The organism is Paraburkholderia caballeronis (assembly GCF_900104845.1).
Taxonomy (GTDB): Bacteria; Pseudomonadota; Gammaproteobacteria; order Burkholderiales; family Burkholderiaceae; genus Paraburkholderia; species Paraburkholderia caballeronis.
This window is the reverse complement of record NZ_FNSR01000001.1, coordinates 1,772,411-1,789,475: the sequence shown is the minus strand read 5'-3', so window position 1 is coordinate 1,789,475 and position 17,065 is coordinate 1,772,411. Positions and strand designations below refer to the sequence as shown.

The following is a 17,065-nucleotide window of genomic DNA, read 5'->3' as shown; positions in this document are numbered from 1 at the left end:
ACTACGGGCGAACTACGGGCGAACTACGGGCGAACAACCGGCGAACATCGCCGTGATTGCGCCGGGCGTGCCATACCCATGCCCAACATCCGCTTTCAATAATGGTCGCCCTATGCCGTCGATCGCAAATCGGCCGCGCGCCTGGGGGAAATTAGCGAGCCGCTAACCGGCGTGCGCTTTCTCGATTGACTGGAAGCCGCTGATGCCTTGCTGGCCTGATGCGGGTAGACAAGGCCGAAGTGATATTCTCGCGAAACCTGCGGATAAGCCTCCAGGTAACAGGGCTGGGTCCTGTGAATACACAACTCAGCCCTGACGAGGCTAGATCCTGCGGCTGGTTATCGACCAGGTACGCTGCCGGGTCAACCGATGCGCACCAGTTTGCGGTTCACGAACTCGCCGAAACCGTACTCGCTCAATTCGCGGCCGAAGCCGGAATTCTTCACGCCACCGAACGGGACTTCCGGGCCGGTATAGGCGCAGGAGTTAATGAACACCATGCCGCTTTCGATGCGGCGCGCCACCCGCTTCGCACGTTCCAGATCGGCGCTGTAGACCGAAGCGCCCAGGCCGAACTTCGTGGCATTGGCCAGCCCGATGGCCTCCTCCTCGTTCTCGACCACGTAGAAAGACGCGATCGGACCGAAGGTTTCCTGCTGATACAGAGGGTTGTCCACGGCGATATCGGTGATGATCGTCGGTTCCAGGTAAAAGCCCGGACGGTCGATGCGCTTGCCGCCCAGCACCACGCTCGCGCCATGCGCCCTGGCGTCCTCGATCTGCTGCAGCAAGCCTTCCAGGGCGCGCCCGGAAACCAGCGGCCCGACTTCCGTCTCGCCGTCGGCCGGATTGCCGACGACCAGATCGCTCATCCGTGCAATCAGGCCATCGAGGAACTGCTTGCCGCGCTCCTTGCCGACGACGATGAAACGCTTGGTGGCGACACAGGCCTGGCCCATGCAGATCATCCGACCGAAGGCGGACTGGTTGAGCGCGTCTTCGAGCGATGCGTCTTCCAGCACGATGGCCGGATCGCTGCCGCCCAGTTCCAGCACGACTTTCTTGAGGTTACGGCCGGCGCGCTCGGCGACCGCTGCACCGGCACGTTCGCTGCCGGTCAGCGTGACGCCGCGCACACGGAAGTCGTCGATCAACGTCGCGATCTGCTCGACGCTGCACAGCAGATTGGTGTACACGCCCTCCGGCGCACCGGCCTCCTCGAACAGGCGCGCGAAGGCCAGCGCGCATTGCGGGCAGTTGGGTGCGTGCTTCATCATCACCACGTTCCCTGCAACGATCTGCGGACCGGCAACGCGTGCCAACTGATAGTACGGAAAATTCCACGGCTCGACGGCAAGAATCACGCCGACCGGCTCCGTCACCACCACCGAACCGGGAGCCTCGGGCAACGCCTGGTCCTTGAGGAACGTTTCAGCGTGCGTGGCATAGTATTCGAGGATGGAAGCGGAGAGTTCCACTTCGTAGCGGCTCTGTGCGATGAGCTTGCCCATTTCCAGCGTGATATAGCCGGCATATTCCTCGGCCTTTTCACGCAGGATGGCCGCTGCGCGCGCCATGATCTTCGCGCGCTCCGGGACCGGACGAGTCTTCCAGTCGTTCTGGTAGCGCCGATCCGCGGTATCCAGCGCGGCAAGCACCTCCGTGTCCGTCATGCCGGGAAACGTCTTTACCTGCTCGCCCGTTGCCGGGTTCAGCGTTTCGAAAGTCGCGATATTGCTGGTGGTGTTCATGTTGATTCTCCTTTGATAACTGTTGGTGGATAAGGCCGAATCAGGACACGAGCCCGGACCAGGAGGTGGGTTCGTCATCCAGTTCGACACCGAGGGTTTCCAGAAAGCGTGCGGTCATCATGTAATGCCCGACCAGCAACGTGACTTCGGCGATTTCCTCTTCTGTGAGGAAGTCCTTCAGGTCGGCGAGCGTGGCATCGCTTACGCGGACCCGGTACACGCATTCGTCTACGAAGCGCAGTAGTGTGGCCGTGCGTGCATCGAACGCTTGCTGCCTGCCCGCCTCGATGGCCGCGATGTCTGCATCGGTCCAGCCGGCGCGGCGGGCGATGGGCAGATGCTGCATCCGCTCGTAGGCACTCTGGCTCAACGCGCCAACGCGCAGGATGACAAGCTCCCGATTTCTGGCGGAAAGCGCGCCGTGCGCGAAGGAGGCGCCAAGCGAGAGGTAGGCTGCGGTAGAGGCGCGCGTGCGCAGCAACGCGCGAGTCAGATTGGCCGGGAAACGGCGGTACTGCGCCTGTTGAGCCTCGGTCATGGATTCGGGATGGACTAGCGATATACGGGACACTGGCTGACTCCGGACGACGGCTGGGAATGTTTAAAATCGGCAAGTCCGATTCATTGATGCGTACTTTAGAGACCCTGCCCATCGGCGACGCTGCACTGGCGGTCAAGTGATGTGCAGAATCTGCCAATCCACGAATAGCATGCACAAGAGCCGTAACCGAGATGATTTCCAGGACGTACCGGGTTATGTCGGTGCGATGGCGAAGCATTTCCCGCGCGGGTATGTCAATCCGCTGCACGCGCACAAGCGTGCGCAGTTGATCTATGCGATTTCGGGCGTCATGGAAGTCAGCACGAGCGATCACCACTGGCTGCTTCCACCGCAGAGAGCGCTGTGGATGCCTGCCCAAGTCGGCCACGAAATGCGTGCGCGCACGGACGTTGAACTGCGGACTTTGTTCGTCCGGATATCGGACGTCGATCGGCCATTGCCCGAGGCCCCGGCACTCGTTTATGTCACGCCGCTGTTGCGTGAACTGATCCTGCGAGCGGTTGATCTACCTATCGAAGAAGGGGCCTCGGGCGCGGCCGCTCAGGTTCTTTCGCTGATTTTCAGCGAGATGCGGTTCGTGCTCCCGACGGAGTTCTACATGCCGCGCGTTTCCGATCCTCGGCTGATCCGGGTCGAGGAGGCATTGCGCCACGAGCCGGGGAGTCGTGAAAGCATCGAGCACTGGGCTTCGCTCGCAAACATGTCCGTGCGCACGTTCACGCGCCGAATCAAGGACGAAACCACCTTGTCTTTCACCGACTGGCGCCAACAGATCCGGCTGACCGAGGCGGTCGTCGGGTTGGTCGCAGGCGAGCCCGTCACCACCATTGCGCTCTCGTTAGGTTACGAAAATACGGGGTCTTTCAGCCGGATGTTCAAGCGTGTGATGGGAATCAGCCCCAGTGAACTCAGTACGGTCTGAGCTTCGTATCGACATGCCGTGTTGTCGTCCAACCTCCGAGGACACGCCGCCAACTCGCACCATCGCGGCAATCTGCCTCCCCAACCGTTGTTCGATTGCCGGCTTCCACGGCACCAGCGAGAAGCCCACACGGTCGTCGAGCATCGCGTAGCGTCCGCTGGCGCGCGAGAACGACGCGTTGTCCCCGCTGCTCGGCCAATCCCTGTTCGGCCAGGAAGTCGGTGCGCTGGCGTAGCGCGTCCTTGACCTCGGCCCCAAAGCCCAGGTCGCCCAGCCCCTTGCCGTCGCCGATCAACTGCGGGTCGAGCCGGGCGGCACCGATCACGCGGGCCTGCCGCTCGATCGGCAGATACGATTTCAGCTCCCCCGCGACGCCACCGCCAAGAGGCGGCGCGTCGTACTGGCGACTCCGCTCGGCCAGATCGCCAGGGATATGCCAAACACCTTCGGCCTCGCGCTCCATGATGCCGGCCCGACGTAGGGCTTCGAGCCGACGCACATGGGCGGCCACCACCTTACGGGGGTCGCGGTCGGGCGTGGCCTTACCTTGGGCGACGGCCAGATGATGACCGGTGCGGTAGATGCCATCGACGGCCAGCGCGGCGATGTTGCGGTCGGCGACGCGCACGTCGGCCCGCACCTTTCACTTCAATCACCGCGCCGGTTGAATACCGCTTCAGCTCCGACCGCGGCGGCAGCGCGACGTAGCGCGCCTTGCCGTCCGTACCATCGACGATAAGGTAGCCCTTGTCGTACAGCTCGTCGGCCAGCCCCTTGCTGACCACGCGACCGATGAGGATGTGACCGTCGCTGCCCGGCACGAACACGGCCAGCTCGCGCTGTTGGCCGCTCATGGCGCGCTGCATCGTGCGGATGATGTCGCCGCGCTCGCCCATTGCTCGCATGCCCGGCTCGGCCTCGGCATGGGCAGTCCACTCGCCAGTGGCTGCCCGGTCGCCGGTCCGAGGCGCCGCAAGTGTTGCAGGCGGCCGATCAGCACTTGCCGCTGGCGTTGCCGCCAGGGTTCGGCGAAGGGTCCGGTACGCACCATGCCATCGTTGCCGACCTCACGCCGCAAGCTGCGATCCAGGCCCGTCCACCGCTCCAGGCGACGAGGGTTTGCAGCAGGCCAACGCGGGCATGACGCGGTCAGTGCAGGGACGGATTGGCGCGGGGATGGGTGCACGCTGGGCCTGGAGCGCCGCAGCGGCGAGTTTGCGTCGCTTCAACCTGGTTACACAGTTCTTTTAATAATCGGCCTCGGCGCATGCTCTTCATCAGATCGAACTTCGCCGTCACGGACACGATAGCTGCGGCCACCTCGCGTCGCCCACGCACAACAGGCGCGAAGCCAAGATTTTTAGGACAAGTCCAGGACACGGTGCGCGGAAAAAACAAAAGGGTTACGTCGCATTCGACGTAACCCTTTGATTTTACTGGCGGAGCGGACGGGACTCGAACCCGCGACCCCCGGCGTGACAGGCCGGTATTCTAACCGACTGAACTACCGCTCCAGTCCTGCTGATACACCGGCGGGCGTCGGTCGATTCCCGCTGGCGGCGCGCCCGGCATAGCCGGCGCTGCTGTTGTCTTGGCGTCCCCTAGGGGATTCGAACCCCTGTACTCACCGTGAAAGGGTGATGTCCTAGGCCTCTAGACGAAGGGGACAACAGGCTTACACCTTTAATTAAAAAGCCCGCTCAAGTTTAGCCTGAACGGGCTTTGTCTGGCGGAGCGGACGGGACTCGAACCCGCGACCCCCGGCGTGACAGGCCGGTATTCTAACCGACTGAACTACCGCTCCAGTTTCGACACATTGCAGATGGCGTCGGTCACTTCCACCTGCCGCATCGCCGCTACTGCCTGGCGCTGCCAATGTCTGGCGTCCCCTAGGGGATTCGAACCCCTGTACTCACCGTGAAAGGGTGATGTCCTAGGCCTCTAGACGAAGGGGACATAATCTTTTCAGATAATGCCTTTTACCGCCGATGCTGCTCTTGCTTCGCTTCTACCGCATCTTGCCGCTAACTTCCGTCAACAGCGAAGAACGATATTCTAACTTCTTTACACTGCTTTGTGAAGCTTTTTTCTTCACATCCGCTTTCGCGGAAAACTTCAACTGCTCTGATGGTGGAGGTAAGCGGGATCGAACCGCTGACCTCTTGCATGCCATGCAAGCGCTCTCCCAGCTGAGCTATACCCCCTTGCAGAACAGAAGCGAGATTGTAGAGAGCGAATCCGGGTTTGTAAATACCCTTTGAAGCGTCGCGCACATTTTTTTGAAACCCGATTATGCGTATGCACGCGACGCGTGTTGCGAAGGACAGCGAACGCGTTAGTTACCCGCGTTGGCAAGACCTCGTTCGATGCGGCTCACAACGACCTCACGGCCGAACAGCGCGAGCACCGCATCGATCGACGGCGTATGCGTGGTGCCCGCCACGAACAGGCGCACCGGCATCGCGAGCTGAGGCATCTTCAGCTTGTGCGCGGCGAGCGTCGTCTTCAGCGCGGCCGAGATGCCCTCCTTCGTCCACTCGGCCGACTTCAGCGCGGTCGCCAGTTCCGCGAGCGCGGGACGCACCGCCTCCGTCACATGCTGTGCGAGCGCATCGGCTTCCGGCGCCGGCTCGCGATAGAACAGCACCGCGCTTTCCGCGATCTCCTTCAGCGTGTTCGCACGATCCTTCAGCAACGCGATCACGCCTTCCAGCGACGGCCCGTTCGCGAGCGCGGCCTCGTCGATGTCGAGCGCCGCGAAGAACGGCTTCGACAGTTCGGCGAGACGCGCGTTGTCCGCCTGCTTCAGGTAATGGTTGTTCAGCCAGTTCAGCTTGCTGTGATCGTATTGCGCGGGCGACTTGCCGAGATGGTCGAGGTCGAACCATTCGACGAACTGCTCGCGCGTGAAAATCTCCGCATCGCCATGCGACCAGCCAAGCCGCGCGAGATAGTTCAGCACCGCCTCCGGCAGATAACCGGCATCGCGATAACCCATCACGCTCATCGCGCCGTGGCGCTTGCTCATCTTCTCTCCCTGCTCGTTCAGCACGGTCGGCAGATGCGCATAAACGGGCGGCTCCGCGCCGAGCGCGCGGAAGATGTTGATCTGGCGCGGCGTGTTGTTCACGTGGTCGTCGCCGCGGATCACGTGTGTGATCTTCATGTCGAGGTCATCGACGACCACGCAGAAGTTGTACGTCGGCGTGCCGTCCGGACGCGCGATCACGAGGTCGTCGAGTTCGTCGTTCGCGATCTCGACGCGCCCCTTCACCGCGTCGTCCCACGCGACAACGCCGGTCAGCGGATTGCGAAAGCGCAACACCGGCTGCACGCCGGCCGGCGGCGTCGGCAGCACCTTGCCCGGCTCCGGACGCCACGTGCCGTCGTAGCGCGGCTTCTCGCCCGCCTCGCGCTGACGTTCGCGCAACGCATCGAGTTCTTCCGTCGACATGTAGCACGGGTACACGAGCCCCTGCTCCGCCATCTGCGTCAGCACTTCGCGATAGCGGTCCATCCGCTGCATCTGGTAGAACGGGCCTTCGTCGTAATCGAGTTCGAGCCACGCCATCCCTTCGAGGATCGCGTCGACCGCCTCGGACGTCGAACGCTCGACGTCGGTGTCCTCGATCCGCAGCACCAACGCGCCGTGATTGTGGCGCGCGAACGCCCACGGATACAGCGCGGAGCGGATGTTGCCGAGGTGGATGAAGCCGGTGGGACTCGGCGCGAAGCGGGTACGGACGGAGGTGGTCATGGACGGTTACTCGAAGACAATGCCGCGCCGTCGAAGGGCTGACGGCTGACGGCAACGGACGGCGACCCGCGTTGCGCGCGACGCGCACGCACACACGCTCGTGCATGCTTTGCGCGGCCGGTCGCCGCGCGCGGGCGCAAGCGGACATACGGGAAAATCGAGACCGGATTATACCCGCCGGGCGCGGCTTCGGCCGGCTGCGGGCGGGACGTGGCGCACGGCGCTGCTCGCGGCCGCGCGCCCGACGCATCGCCGCGAATCTCCCTCGCGATACACGCGACCTCGCGCAGAACGCCGCCTTTGACACCGCTCGCATCGCGACACATCGCGTTACAACCGCATCGCGTGTGCGCGCATCGCTTTGCTTTATGATGTGCGCGCCGCGCTCCTCGCGCGGCGCCTCGCGTCCGGCCTTCCGCGCACGCAGGCAGGGTTCGCGGCGCGCGGCCGTTCGCAGCAAGGTCCGACGCGCCGTCGCTGGAGAATCTCAGTTGAAGCCGTCATCGCCGTCCTTGAGCCGCCGCAGCTTTTCGCTGGCCGCGGCGTCCACCGCCCTCGCCGCGTGCACGACCGCCGGCACGAAAACCGCGAACGTGGCACCGCCCATCGCGACGAACCCGGCTCCGCCGGTCGCGAAGCCGCCCCGCCCGATCCGCGTGGGCCTCGCACTGGGCGGCGGCGCCGCGCGCGGTTTCGCGCACATCGGCGTGATCAAGGCGCTCGAAGCGCGCAACGTGCAGATCGACCTCGTGTCCGGCACCAGCGCGGGGTCGGTGGTCGCCGCGCTGTACGCGGCCGGCATGACCGGCATCGCGATCAACAAACTCGCGCTGACGATGGACGAAGCGTCGATCAGCGACTGGGCGATGCCGTTCCGCACGCGCGGCCTGCTGCAAGGCGTCGCGCTGCAAAACTATCTGAACACGACGCTGCGCGACCGGCCGATCGAGAAGATGAACAAGCCGCTCGGCATCGTCGCGACCGATCTTCGCACCGGCCAGCCGATCCTGTTCCAGCGCGGCAACACCGGCATCGCGGTGCGCGCGTCGTGCAGCGTGCCGTCGATTTTCGAGCCGGTGAAAATCGGCGGTCACGAATACGTGGACGGCGGCCTCGTGAGCCCGGTGCCGCGTCGTTCGCGCGCAAGATGGGCGCGGACTTCGTGATCGCGGTGGACATCTCGACGCGCCCCGAGACCGCGGCGACGCAAAGCTCGTTCGACGTGCTGATGCAGACCTTCACGATCATGGGCCAGACGATCAAGACGTACGAACTGGACAAATACGCGGACGTCGTGATCCGCCCGAACCTGAGCGCGATGAGCGGCAGCGACTTCGGCCAGCGCAACGCGGCGATCCTCGCCGGCGAGGAAGCGGTCGCGCGGATCATGCCGGAACTGGAGCGCAAGCTCGCCGCGAGCCGGGTCGCGACTGCGTAGGCGAAACGCCGCTGCCCGGAAGCACGAAAAGCCTGCCCGTTGCCGGGCAGGCTTTTTTACACGACCGAATCCGTGGAAGGAAAAATCCGAACGGGGATCAGTTCTTGCCGTCGAGCGTCACGCTGACGCGCTGCTTCAGTTCCTCTTGCTGCTGGAACGACGCCTCGACGCGGCGTGCGCCGGTGAAACGCTTTTCCCAGTAGCCGTCGTCCAGATCGTCGACGCGGATCGTGCTGCCGGTGGACGGCGAGTGCACGAACTTGTTGTCGCCGATGTAGATGCCGACGTGCGAGAACGTGCGACGCATCGTGTTGAAGAACACGAGGTCGCCCGGTTTCAGTTCGCTCATCCGCACCTTCTCGCCGACGCGGCTCATTTCCTCGGCGCGGCGCGGCAGCGCGAGGCCGAGCGTGTCCTGGAACACGTAGCGGACGAAGCCGCTGCAATCGAGGCCCGAGTCCGGCGAATTGCCGCCCCAGCGGTAGCGGACGCCGATCATGTTCAGCGCGCCGACGACGACGTCGCCGGCCTTGCCGGCCATGCCGGACAGGAACGAGCGCGCGCCGCCTTCGCTTTGCGAAGACGTCTGCGAGGTTTGCGAGGCGGGGGTGGTTTGCGAATTCGCCGCGTTGTTCGGCGAAAAGGAGACATTCTGGGTCAAGCTGCTTACTTCATCGGCGAACGCGCCGGGAGCTGCGGCCATCAGGACGCCGATGAACATCCCGGCGACGACGCGCGTGCAAGCCTGGGTTAGATATCGGTGCTGCATTGGTCGGTAGAAATTGCCCGCAAATCAGCGGGTTAGTGGAAAAGTCTGGACGATACTAGCCAGTAAGTATTTGCCTGTCAAAACAAATAGAAAAAAACAATCGCCCCACGCACCTCATTGGTGAATCCGGCCGTCGAGGGCCGCCTGGAGCAGCTTTCGCGTATACGCGTGAGTCGGCGTCGAAAAGATCGTTTCGACGTCGCCCGTCTCGACGATTGCACCGTTTTGCATCACCGCGACCCGATGCGCCATCGCGCCGATCACCTCCAGGTCGTGGCTGATGAACACGTAACCGAGGTTGTATTTGCGCTGCAGGTCGGTCAACAGGCGCAGCACCTGCTGCTGGATCGACACGTCGAGCGCGCTCGTCGGCTCGTCGAGCACGATCACGCGCGGCTCGACCACCAGCGTGCGCGCGATCGCGATCCGCTGCCGCTGGCCGCCGGAGAACTCGTGCGGGTAACGTTGCAGCACGGTCCGGTCGAGGCCGACCTCGCGCAGCACCGCGACGATCCGCTTGCGGCGCTCGTCCGCGTCGAGTTCGGGACGGTGCAGCGCGAGCCCCTCCCCGACGATCCGCTCGACCGTCTGCCGCGGCGACAGCGAACCGAACGGGTCCTGGAACACCACCTGCAGATGCGAGCGCAACGACAGCTTTTCGTGTCCGAGATAGGTGCCGAGCGAGCGCCCCTGGAACTGCACGTCGCCGTGCGCGGTCCGTTGCAGCCCGAGCATCGCGAGCGCGAGCGTCGATTTGCCCGACCCGGACTCGCCGACGATCCCGAGCGTCTCGCCCTGCCGCACCGACAGATTCGCGTCACTGACCGCGCGGAACCGGCCGCTCTTCCACCAGCCCGCGAAACCCGGCAGCCGCGTGCGGAAATCGACCGACACGTTCTTCGCTTCGAGCAGCACCGGCGCGATCGGCAGCACCGGCACCACGTGGCGCTCCGGACGGCTCGCGATCAGCCGCTGCGTGTACGGATGCTGGGGCGCATTGAAAATCTGCTCGATGGCGCCGGTTTCGACGAGCCGGCCCCGCTCCATCACCGCGACGCGCTGCGCGAAGCGCCGCACGAGGTTCAGGTCGTGCGTGATCAGCAGCACCGACATCCCGCGCCGCGCCGCCTCCTCGCGTTGCAGTTCGAGCAGCAGATCGACGATCTGCGCGCGGATCGTCACATCGAGCGCCGTCGTCGGCTCGTCGGCGAGCAGCAGGCGCGGCCGGCACGCGAGCGCCATCGCGATCATCACGCGCTGCCGCTGCCCGCCCGACAGCTGATGCGGATAACTGCCGATGCGCCGGCGCGGCTCCGCGATGCCGGTGCGGTCGAGCAGTTCGACCGCGCGCTCGTACGCCTGCGCCTTCGTCACGCCGTCGTGCAGCACGATCGTCTCCGCGATCTGCTCGCCGACCGTGTATAGCGGATTCAGCGCGCTCATCGGCTCCTGGAAGATCATCGCGATGTCGCTGCCGCGCAGCCCGCGCATCGCGCGTTCGCTCTTCGTCGCCAGTTCGTCGCCGTCGAAGCGGATCGAGCCGGTCACCGCCGCGTCGCTCAACAGGCGCAGCACCGCGAGCGCGGTCACCGTCTTGCCGGAGCCCGATTCGCCGACCAGCGCGACGCGCTCGCCGCGCGCGATCGCGAGCGTGACGTCGTCGACCGCGAGCGTGTCGCCGAACCGCACGCTCAGATGCTCGATCGACAGCAGCGTCGACGGCGTGTCCTGCGGCAATGCGCTCACTGGTTGCCTCCGGCGCGCATCGCATCGGCAATCCGCGTGTCGAGCGCGTTGCGCAGCGCGTCGCCCATGAACGTCAGCAGCAGCAGCGTGACGACCAGCACACCGAACGTCGACATCGAAATCCACCATGCGTCCAGATTCGCCTTGCCCTGCGCGAGCAGTTCGCCGAGGCTCGGCGTCGGCGGCGGCACGCCGAGGCCGAGGAAGTCGAGGCTCGTCAGCGCGAGAATCGCGCCGCTCATCCGGAACGGCAGGAACGTAATGACCGGCGTCAGGCTGTTCGGCAGCACGTGCCGCCAGATGATCTGCCAGTTCGACAGCCCCATCGCGCGCGCGGCGAGCACGTAGTCCTGGTTGCGGTTGCGCAGGAATTCGGCGCGCACGTACGCGGTCAGCCCCATCCAGCCGAACAGCGACAGCAGCACGATCAGCAGGATGAAACCCGGCTCGAAGATCGACGCGAAGATGATGAGCAGATACAGCTCCGGCATCGCCCCCCAGATCTCGATCAGCCGCTGGCCGACGATGTCGATCTTGCCGCCGAAGAACCCCTGCACCGCGCCCGCGAGCACGCCGAGCACCGTGCCGATCAGCGTCAGCACCAGCGCGAACTCGACCGACACGCGAAAGCCGTACACGAGCCGCGCGAACAGGTCGCGGCCGCTCGCGTCGGTGCCGAGCCAGTTCTGCCGCGACGGCGGCGCGGGGTTCGGCGCTTTCGAGAAGTAGTTCAGCGTGTCGTAGTAGTACGGATTCGGCGGATAGATCGCGAAGTTGCCCGGCGTGTCGAAGCGATGGCGGATATACGGGTCGAGATAATCGGCCGGCGTCGGGAAGTCGCCGCCGAACGTCGTCTCCGGGTACGCCTTCAACAGCGGGAAATACGTGTGGCCGTCGTAGCGCACGACGAGCGGCTTGTCGTTCGACCACAGCGGCGCCGCGAGGCTCGCCGCGAACGCGACGACGAACACGATGAGGCTCCAGTAGCCGAGCCGCTGCTGCCGGAATCGCAGCCACACGCGCCGCGCGGGCGAAGGCGACTGGAAGGCGCGCACGGTCTGCGTGCGCAGTTCGGCATCGACGCCGGCGCGGGCTCGGTTCAACTCAGCGCTCCAGTTGTTCGAATTGAATGCGGGGATCGACCCACACGTAACAGAGGTCGGAGATCAGGTTCGTCACGAGGCCGATCAGCGTGAACAGATACAGCGTGCCGAGCACGACCGGATAGTCGCGCCGCACGACCGACTCGTACGACAGCAGCCCGAGGCCGTCGAGCGAGAACAGCGTTTCGATCAGCAGGCTGCCGGTGAAGAACGCGCCGATGAACGCGGCCGGAAAACCGACGACGAGGGGCAGCAGCGCGTTGCGGAACACGTGTTTCCACAGCACCGCGCGCTCGGACAGCCCTTTCGCGCGCGCCGTCAGCACGTACTGGCGGCGGATCTCTTCGAGGAACGCGTTTTTCGTCAGCATCGTCGTCACCGCGAAGCTGCCGACCACCGACGCGACGACCGGCAGCGTGATGTGCCACAGGTAGTCGAGGATCTTGCCGCCCCACGACAGCGTGTCCCAGTCGTCGGACGTCAGGTTGCGCAGCGGGAAGAGTTGCAGGAAGGTGCCGCCGCCGAACAGCACGAGCAGCAGCACGCCGAGCACGAAGCCCGGTATCGCGTAACCGATCAGCACGACGAGGCTCGTCACGAGATCGAAGCGCGAGCCGTTGCGCACCGCCTTCGCGATGCCGAGCGGCACCGATATCAGATACGTGAGGAAGAACGTCCACAGGCCGATGCTGATCGACACCGGCAGCTTCGACACGATCAGCGACCACACGCTCTGGTGATGGAAATAACTCTGCCCGAGATCGAAGCGCGCGAAACGGCCGAGCATCAGGACATAGCGTTGCAGCGGCGGTTTGTCGAAGCCATAGAGCGCCTTCAGTTGCGCGACCTGCTGCGCATCCACGCCCGAATGCGCGCGCATGCCGAACGGCATCCCCTGCTCCGCGCCGCGCCGCAGTTCGCGCACCGCCTGCTCGACCGGGCCGCCGGGCACGAACTGGATCACCGCGAACGTCAGCGTCAATACGCCGAGCAGCGTCGGAATCATCAGCAGCACGCGTTTCGCGATGTAGCTCCACATGGTCGGAAGGTCCGTCTGTCGTCTATCGTCGGTGCGCGATCCGCCGCATGCGGTATCGGCTGTGTCAATGCTGCGGCTTGAACCACCAGGTCGAAATCACCCAGTCGTTCGCCGAATAGTAGCGCGGCAGCTGCGCGGGCCACGCGAGCGTATTCCTGAAGGCGATCCGGTGCGTCGCGCTGTACCACTGCGGTACGACATAGTAGCCGTGCATCAGCAGCCGGTCGAGCGCGTGCGTCGCATCGAGCAGTTGCTCGCGCGTCTGCGCGCCGACCAGCGCCTTCAGCACCGCATCGACGGCCGGCGACTTCAGGCCGACCAGGTTGCCCGAGCCCGGCGTGCCGGCGGCCTGGCTGCCGAAGCGGTCGAGCTGTTCCGCGCCCGGCACCTGCACGTCGGGAAAGCGGATCGTCGTCATGTCGAAGTCGAATGCGTCGAGCCGCTTCTGGTACAGCGCGAAATCGACGGACCGGTAGTTTGCCTGGATGCCGAGCCGTTCCAGCGCGTGCAGATACTGCGCCATGATCGGCGCCCACTGCGCGGCGGCGCTCGTGTCGTCGAGCACCTCGAACACGAACGGCTCGCCCTGCGCGTTGCGCAGCGCGCCGTCGCGATAGGTCCAGCCGGCTGCGGCGAGCAGCGCGCGCGCCTTCAGCAGATTCGCGCGCAACGAACCCGGCGGATCGGTGTCCGGCTGCAGCGGCGGCGGGCCGAATACGGCCGGGTCCAGCTGGCCGCGCCACGGATTCAGCAGCGCGAGTTCGCCCGGCGACGGCAGCCCCCTCGCCTGCAGGTCGGTGTTCGCGAAGAAGCTGTCCAGCCGGCGATACTGGCTGTAGAACAGTTGCCGGTTCAGCCACTGGAAGTCGAGCGCGAGGCCGAGCGCCTGCCGCACCCGCACGTCCTGAAAGACCGGCTTGCGCAGGTTCATGATGAAACCCTGCATCCCCGTGCCGTTGTGATGCGGGAACTCGCGCTTGATCAACTCGCCGCTGTCGAACTTCTTGCCGACCACGCGCCGCACCCAGTTGCGCGCGACGTATTCGACGTGCACGTCGTATTCGCCGGCCTTGAACGCTTCGAGCCGCGCCACGTCGTCCGAGTACAGCTTGTACATGATGCGCTCGAAATTGTTCGTACCGACCCGCACCGGCAGGTCCGCGCCCCAGTAGCGCGGGTCCTTCCGGTACGTGATCGTGCGGCCGTTCGAATACTGCCCGATCACGTACGGGCCGCTGCCGATCGGCTGCTCGAACGCCAACTGGTCGAACGCAATGCGCGTACCGTCCGCGCGCAATCCCCACTTGTGCGAGAACACCGGCATCCCGCCCGCGATGAAAGGCAGTTCGCGATTGTGGTTGCGGAACTCGAAGCGCACGGTCGCCGGATCGACGACCACCGCGCGCGCGACGTCGCTGAAGTACGCGGACATCGACGGCGCGGCCTGCGGGCTCTTCAGCGTGTCGAGCGAGAACTTCACGTCGTCGGCGGTCACGGGGTCGCCGTTCGAGAACCGCGCGCGCGGATTCAGATGGAACGTGACCGACATCCCGTCCGGCGCGACGCGAATGTCGTCCGCGAGCAGCCCGTACGCGGACGCGACTTCGTCGAGGCTGCCGGTCGTCAGGCTCTCGAACAGCATCCCGAGGCCGGGAGCCGCGTTGCCGCGCATCGTGAACGGATTGAACTTGTCGAAGCTCGTGAGCCGGTCGGGGTTCGCAAGCACCAGCGTGCCGCCCTTCGGCGCGTCCGGATTCACATAGTCGAAGTGGCTGAAGCCCGGCGGATATTTCGGCTCGCCGTACTGCGCGATCGCATGCGCGGCATACGCGGACGGCGCGAACGCGACCGGCAGCAGCAGCGCGAACAGCATCCCCGCCGTTGCGGCGAAGGCCCTCGTCCATCGCACGCGAAGCAATGCAGGAATGATCGTTCCGCGCGTCGTGCGCGGCGCCCTGCTGCTTCGCGAGCCTGTCGTCATGGCGTTGGGTTTATCCGGTTTGCGTTGGCAATTGTGAGAGAATTCTACCCAAAACCCACAAGGCGCCGCATTCCGGGGCGCCATGCGCACTGACCTGATTAGGAGAATTCATGGGCTTCCTCGCTGGTAAACGTATCCTGCTGACCGGCCTGCTGTCGAACCGCTCGATTGCATACGGCATCGCGCAGGCCTGCAGGCGCGAAGGCGCGGAACTGGCATTCACTTACGTCGGCGACCGCTTCAAGGATCGCATCACCGAGTTCGCCGACGAGTTCGGCAGCAAGCTCGTATTCCCGTGCGACGTCGCGGACGACGCGCAGATCGACGCGCTGTTCGCCGACCTGAAGCAGCACTGGGACTCGCTCGACGGCCTCGTGCATTCGATCGGCTTTGCGCCGCGCGAAGCGATCGCCGGCGACTTCCTCGACGGGATGACGCGCGAGAACTTCCGCATCGCGCACGACATCTCCGCGTACAGCTTCCCCGCGCTCGCGAAGGCCGCGCTGCCGATGCTGTCGAGCGACGCCGCGCTGCTGACGCTGTCGTACCTCGGCGCGGAGCGCGCGATTCCGAACTACAACACGATGGGTCTCGCGAAGGCGTCGCTCGAAGCGAGCGTGCGTTATCTGGCGGTGTCGCTCGGCGCGAAGGGCGTGCGCGTGAACGGCATCTCGGCCGGCCCGATCAAGACGCTCGCGGCGAGCGGCATCAAGAGCTTCGGCAAGATCCTCGACTTCGTCGAGCACAACGCGCCGCTGCATCGTAACGTGACGATCGAGCAGGTCGGCAACACCGCCGCGTTCCTGCTGTCCGATCTCGCGGGCGGCGTGACCGCCGAGATCGTTCACGTCGACAGCGGCTTCAACGCGGTCGTCGGCGGGATGGCCGGCATCGGCGAATGATGGGTGTACATGCCGCAGTCGTTGCGGCTGACGCATGAAAAAAGCCGCCTGTTGGGCGGCTTTTTCGTTGGCGCGCGCAGCGCAGCGTTCGACGCTTAACGCCAGTGGCCGTGGCCGCGATCGCGATGATCCCAGTGACCGCCGCCGTTGTGGCGATTCCAGTCCGCGCGATTCCAGTAGCGACGGCCGTCCCAGTAGCGGTCGCCATGCCAGCCGATCACGATCGCGGGCGCGGCATACACCGGCGCCGGCTGATAGACGACGGGCGGAGGCGGCGCATAAACCGGCTGCGGCGCGACGTAGACCGGCGCCGGGACGCCGATGTTGACGCCGACGTTCAACCCCGCCATCGCGGCGCTCGACGCACCGATAGCCAGGCCCCCGAGCATTACTGCAAGAACACGTGCGAACTTCATGAACTCACCTTCCTGAATGTGTGTTGAGGCGAATATAGCGCAAGCCCCGCGTACCGCGTATTTCAAGTTTGTAATAACTGATGCACAACATCGCGTGATCGGGACTACCGTAACGTCTCGTTACACCGCATCGGCGTATCGTGGCCACGGGGCATGCGCCCCGGCATCGGAAGCGTTTACGGCAGCGGCGCTGTCGGGCTGAAATACCGTATCGCCCTGTGAATGCAGACAGGCACGCATTGCAGTGAGTCCGACACGCGCGCGGCGAATACGTTGCATCGCGCGCGGTGTGTCGTGCGTCCATCGGCATCGGCACAACAACGCATTCGACCTGCGTTCATCGTCGCGCTTACGCTCGTGCGTCAACAAGATGCACTGCAATGCGAACCACCCGTCACCCGTTCGCTCATTCGCGAACCGAAACCGGCGCCACAAAAAAACAAAGCCTCGTAGAACCGCAGTTCTACGAGGCTTGACCGCCACATACCGAAGTACTGGCGGAGACGGAGGGATTCGAACCCTCGATCCAGGTTTTGGCCCAGATGCTCCCTTAGCAGGGGAGTGCCTTCGACCTCTCGGCCACGTCTCCCGAAAACTTCGCTCGCGCCAGGGAGGCAGCGCGACGAAGCCAAGATAATAGCGGGTTCGCGCGTTCCGGTCAATTTTCGGGAAGCATTTT

The 17,065-nt window shown here is 64.8% G+C and carries 11 protein-coding genes, 6 tRNA genes and 2 pseudogenes; 3 read left to right on the top strand and 16 right to left on the bottom strand.

Annotation, left to right across the window (positions count from 1 at the left end):
• Positions 1–362: 362 nt before the first annotated feature.
• Positions 363–1,751: an NAD-dependent succinate-semialdehyde dehydrogenase gene (locus BLV92_RS07965; RefSeq protein ID WP_090543818.1), complete on the bottom strand. Its 1,389-nt coding sequence runs from the start codon at positions 1,749–1,751 to the stop codon at positions 363–365.
• Between the two features lie 40 nt (positions 1,752–1,791).
• Positions 1,792–2,289 carry a carboxymuconolactone decarboxylase family protein gene (locus tag BLV92_RS07960; protein ID WP_090543816.1) on the bottom strand — a complete coding sequence of 166 codons (498 nt, stop codon included), beginning with the start codon at positions 2,287–2,289 and terminating at the stop codon, positions 1,792–1,794.
• 172 nt (positions 2,290–2,461) lie between these two features.
• Here BLV92_RS07960 and BLV92_RS07955 point away from each other — a divergent pair, with 172 nt between their 5' ends.
• Positions 2,462–3,235: an AraC family transcriptional regulator gene (locus BLV92_RS07955; RefSeq protein WP_167627004.1), complete on the top strand. Its 774-nt coding sequence runs from the start codon at positions 2,462–2,464 to the stop codon at positions 3,233–3,235.
• 6 nt (positions 3,236–3,241) lie between these two features.
• On the opposite strand, the pseudogene BLV92_RS07950 reads toward BLV92_RS07955, so the two are convergent.
• The 7 genes and pseudogenes from BLV92_RS07950 to gltX all read right to left on the bottom strand — a co-directional run.
• Positions 3,242–4,340 (bottom strand): annotated as a pseudogene (locus BLV92_RS07950) (DUF3363 domain-containing protein); the annotation flags it as partial.
• A 332-nt stretch (positions 4,341–4,672) separates the two neighbouring features.
• A tRNA-Asp gene (locus BLV92_RS07945) sits at positions 4,673–4,749 on the bottom strand.
• Between the two features lie 78 nt (positions 4,750–4,827).
• Positions 4,828–4,903, bottom strand: a tRNA-Glu gene (locus BLV92_RS07940).
• A gap of 59 nt (positions 4,904–4,962) precedes the next feature.
• A tRNA-Asp gene (locus tag BLV92_RS07935) sits at positions 4,963–5,039 on the bottom strand.
• Between the two features lie 76 nt (positions 5,040–5,115).
• Positions 5,116–5,191: transfer RNA gene (locus BLV92_RS07930), tRNA-Glu, on the bottom strand.
• Positions 5,192–5,363: 172 nt separating this feature from the next.
• Positions 5,364–5,439: transfer RNA gene (locus BLV92_RS07925), tRNA-Ala, on the bottom strand.
• Between the two features lie 131 nt (positions 5,440–5,570).
• Positions 5,571–6,992, bottom strand: coding sequence for a glutamate--tRNA ligase (gene gltX, locus BLV92_RS07920; protein WP_090543812.1), 1,422 nt, complete (start codon positions 6,990–6,992; stop codon positions 5,571–5,573).
• A gap of 491 nt (positions 6,993–7,483) precedes the next feature.
• On the opposite strand from gltX, the pseudogene BLV92_RS07915 reads away from it, so the two are divergent.
• Positions 7,484–8,430, top strand: a pseudogene (locus tag BLV92_RS07915) (patatin-like phospholipase family protein).
• Positions 8,431–8,527: 97 nt separating this feature from the next.
• Here BLV92_RS07915 and BLV92_RS07910 read toward each other — a convergent pair.
• The 5 genes from BLV92_RS07910 to BLV92_RS07890 all read right to left on the bottom strand — a co-directional run bounded on the left by BLV92_RS07910 (position 8,528) and on the right by BLV92_RS07890 (position 15,068).
• The gene (locus BLV92_RS07910) at positions 8,528–9,199 is read right to left on the bottom strand and encodes a C40 family peptidase (protein ID WP_090543811.1); all 672 of its coding nucleotides are present in this window, start codon (positions 9,197–9,199) and stop codon (positions 8,528–8,530) included.
• 114 nt (positions 9,200–9,313) lie between these two features.
• Positions 9,314–10,945 carry an ABC transporter ATP-binding protein gene (locus tag BLV92_RS07905; RefSeq protein WP_244283760.1) on the bottom strand — a complete coding sequence of 544 codons (1,632 nt, stop codon included), beginning with the start codon at positions 10,943–10,945 and terminating at the stop codon, positions 9,314–9,316.
• On the bottom strand, positions 10,942–12,048 hold the full coding sequence (locus tag BLV92_RS07900; protein ID WP_373681828.1) for an ABC transporter permease: 1,107 nt from the start codon (positions 12,046–12,048) through the stop codon (positions 10,942–10,944). The genes BLV92_RS07905 and BLV92_RS07900 overlap by 4 nt, the downstream gene beginning before the upstream one ends.
• A 1-nt stretch (position 12,049) precedes the next feature.
• The gene (locus BLV92_RS07895; protein WP_090543807.1) at positions 12,050–13,087 is read right to left on the bottom strand and encodes a microcin C ABC transporter permease YejB; all 1,038 of its coding nucleotides are present in this window, start codon (positions 13,085–13,087) and stop codon (positions 12,050–12,052) included.
• 64 nt (positions 13,088–13,151) lie between these two features.
• On the bottom strand, positions 13,152–15,068 hold the full coding sequence (locus BLV92_RS07890) for an extracellular solute-binding protein (protein WP_090543805.1): 1,917 nt from the start codon (positions 15,066–15,068) through the stop codon (positions 13,152–13,154).
• Positions 15,069–15,178: 110 nt separating this feature from the next.
• Between BLV92_RS07890 and fabI the strand changes: the two genes are divergently transcribed.
• Positions 15,179–15,970 carry an enoyl-ACP reductase FabI gene (gene fabI, locus BLV92_RS07885; protein WP_090543803.1) on the top strand — a complete coding sequence of 264 codons (792 nt, stop codon included), beginning with the start codon at positions 15,179–15,181 and terminating at the stop codon, positions 15,968–15,970.
• Between the two features lie 95 nt (positions 15,971–16,065).
• Here fabI and BLV92_RS07880 read toward each other — a convergent pair whose 3' ends face one another.
• Both BLV92_RS07880 and BLV92_RS07875 read right to left on the bottom strand, forming a co-directional pair.
• Positions 16,066–16,386, bottom strand: a complete 321-nt coding sequence (locus tag BLV92_RS07880) for a PXPV repeat protein (RefSeq protein WP_090543801.1) — start codon at positions 16,384–16,386, stop codon at positions 16,066–16,068.
• A 495-nt stretch (positions 16,387–16,881) separates the two neighbouring features.
• A tRNA-Ser gene (locus BLV92_RS07875) sits at positions 16,882–16,975 on the bottom strand.
• Positions 16,976–17,065: the final 90 nt, after the last annotated feature.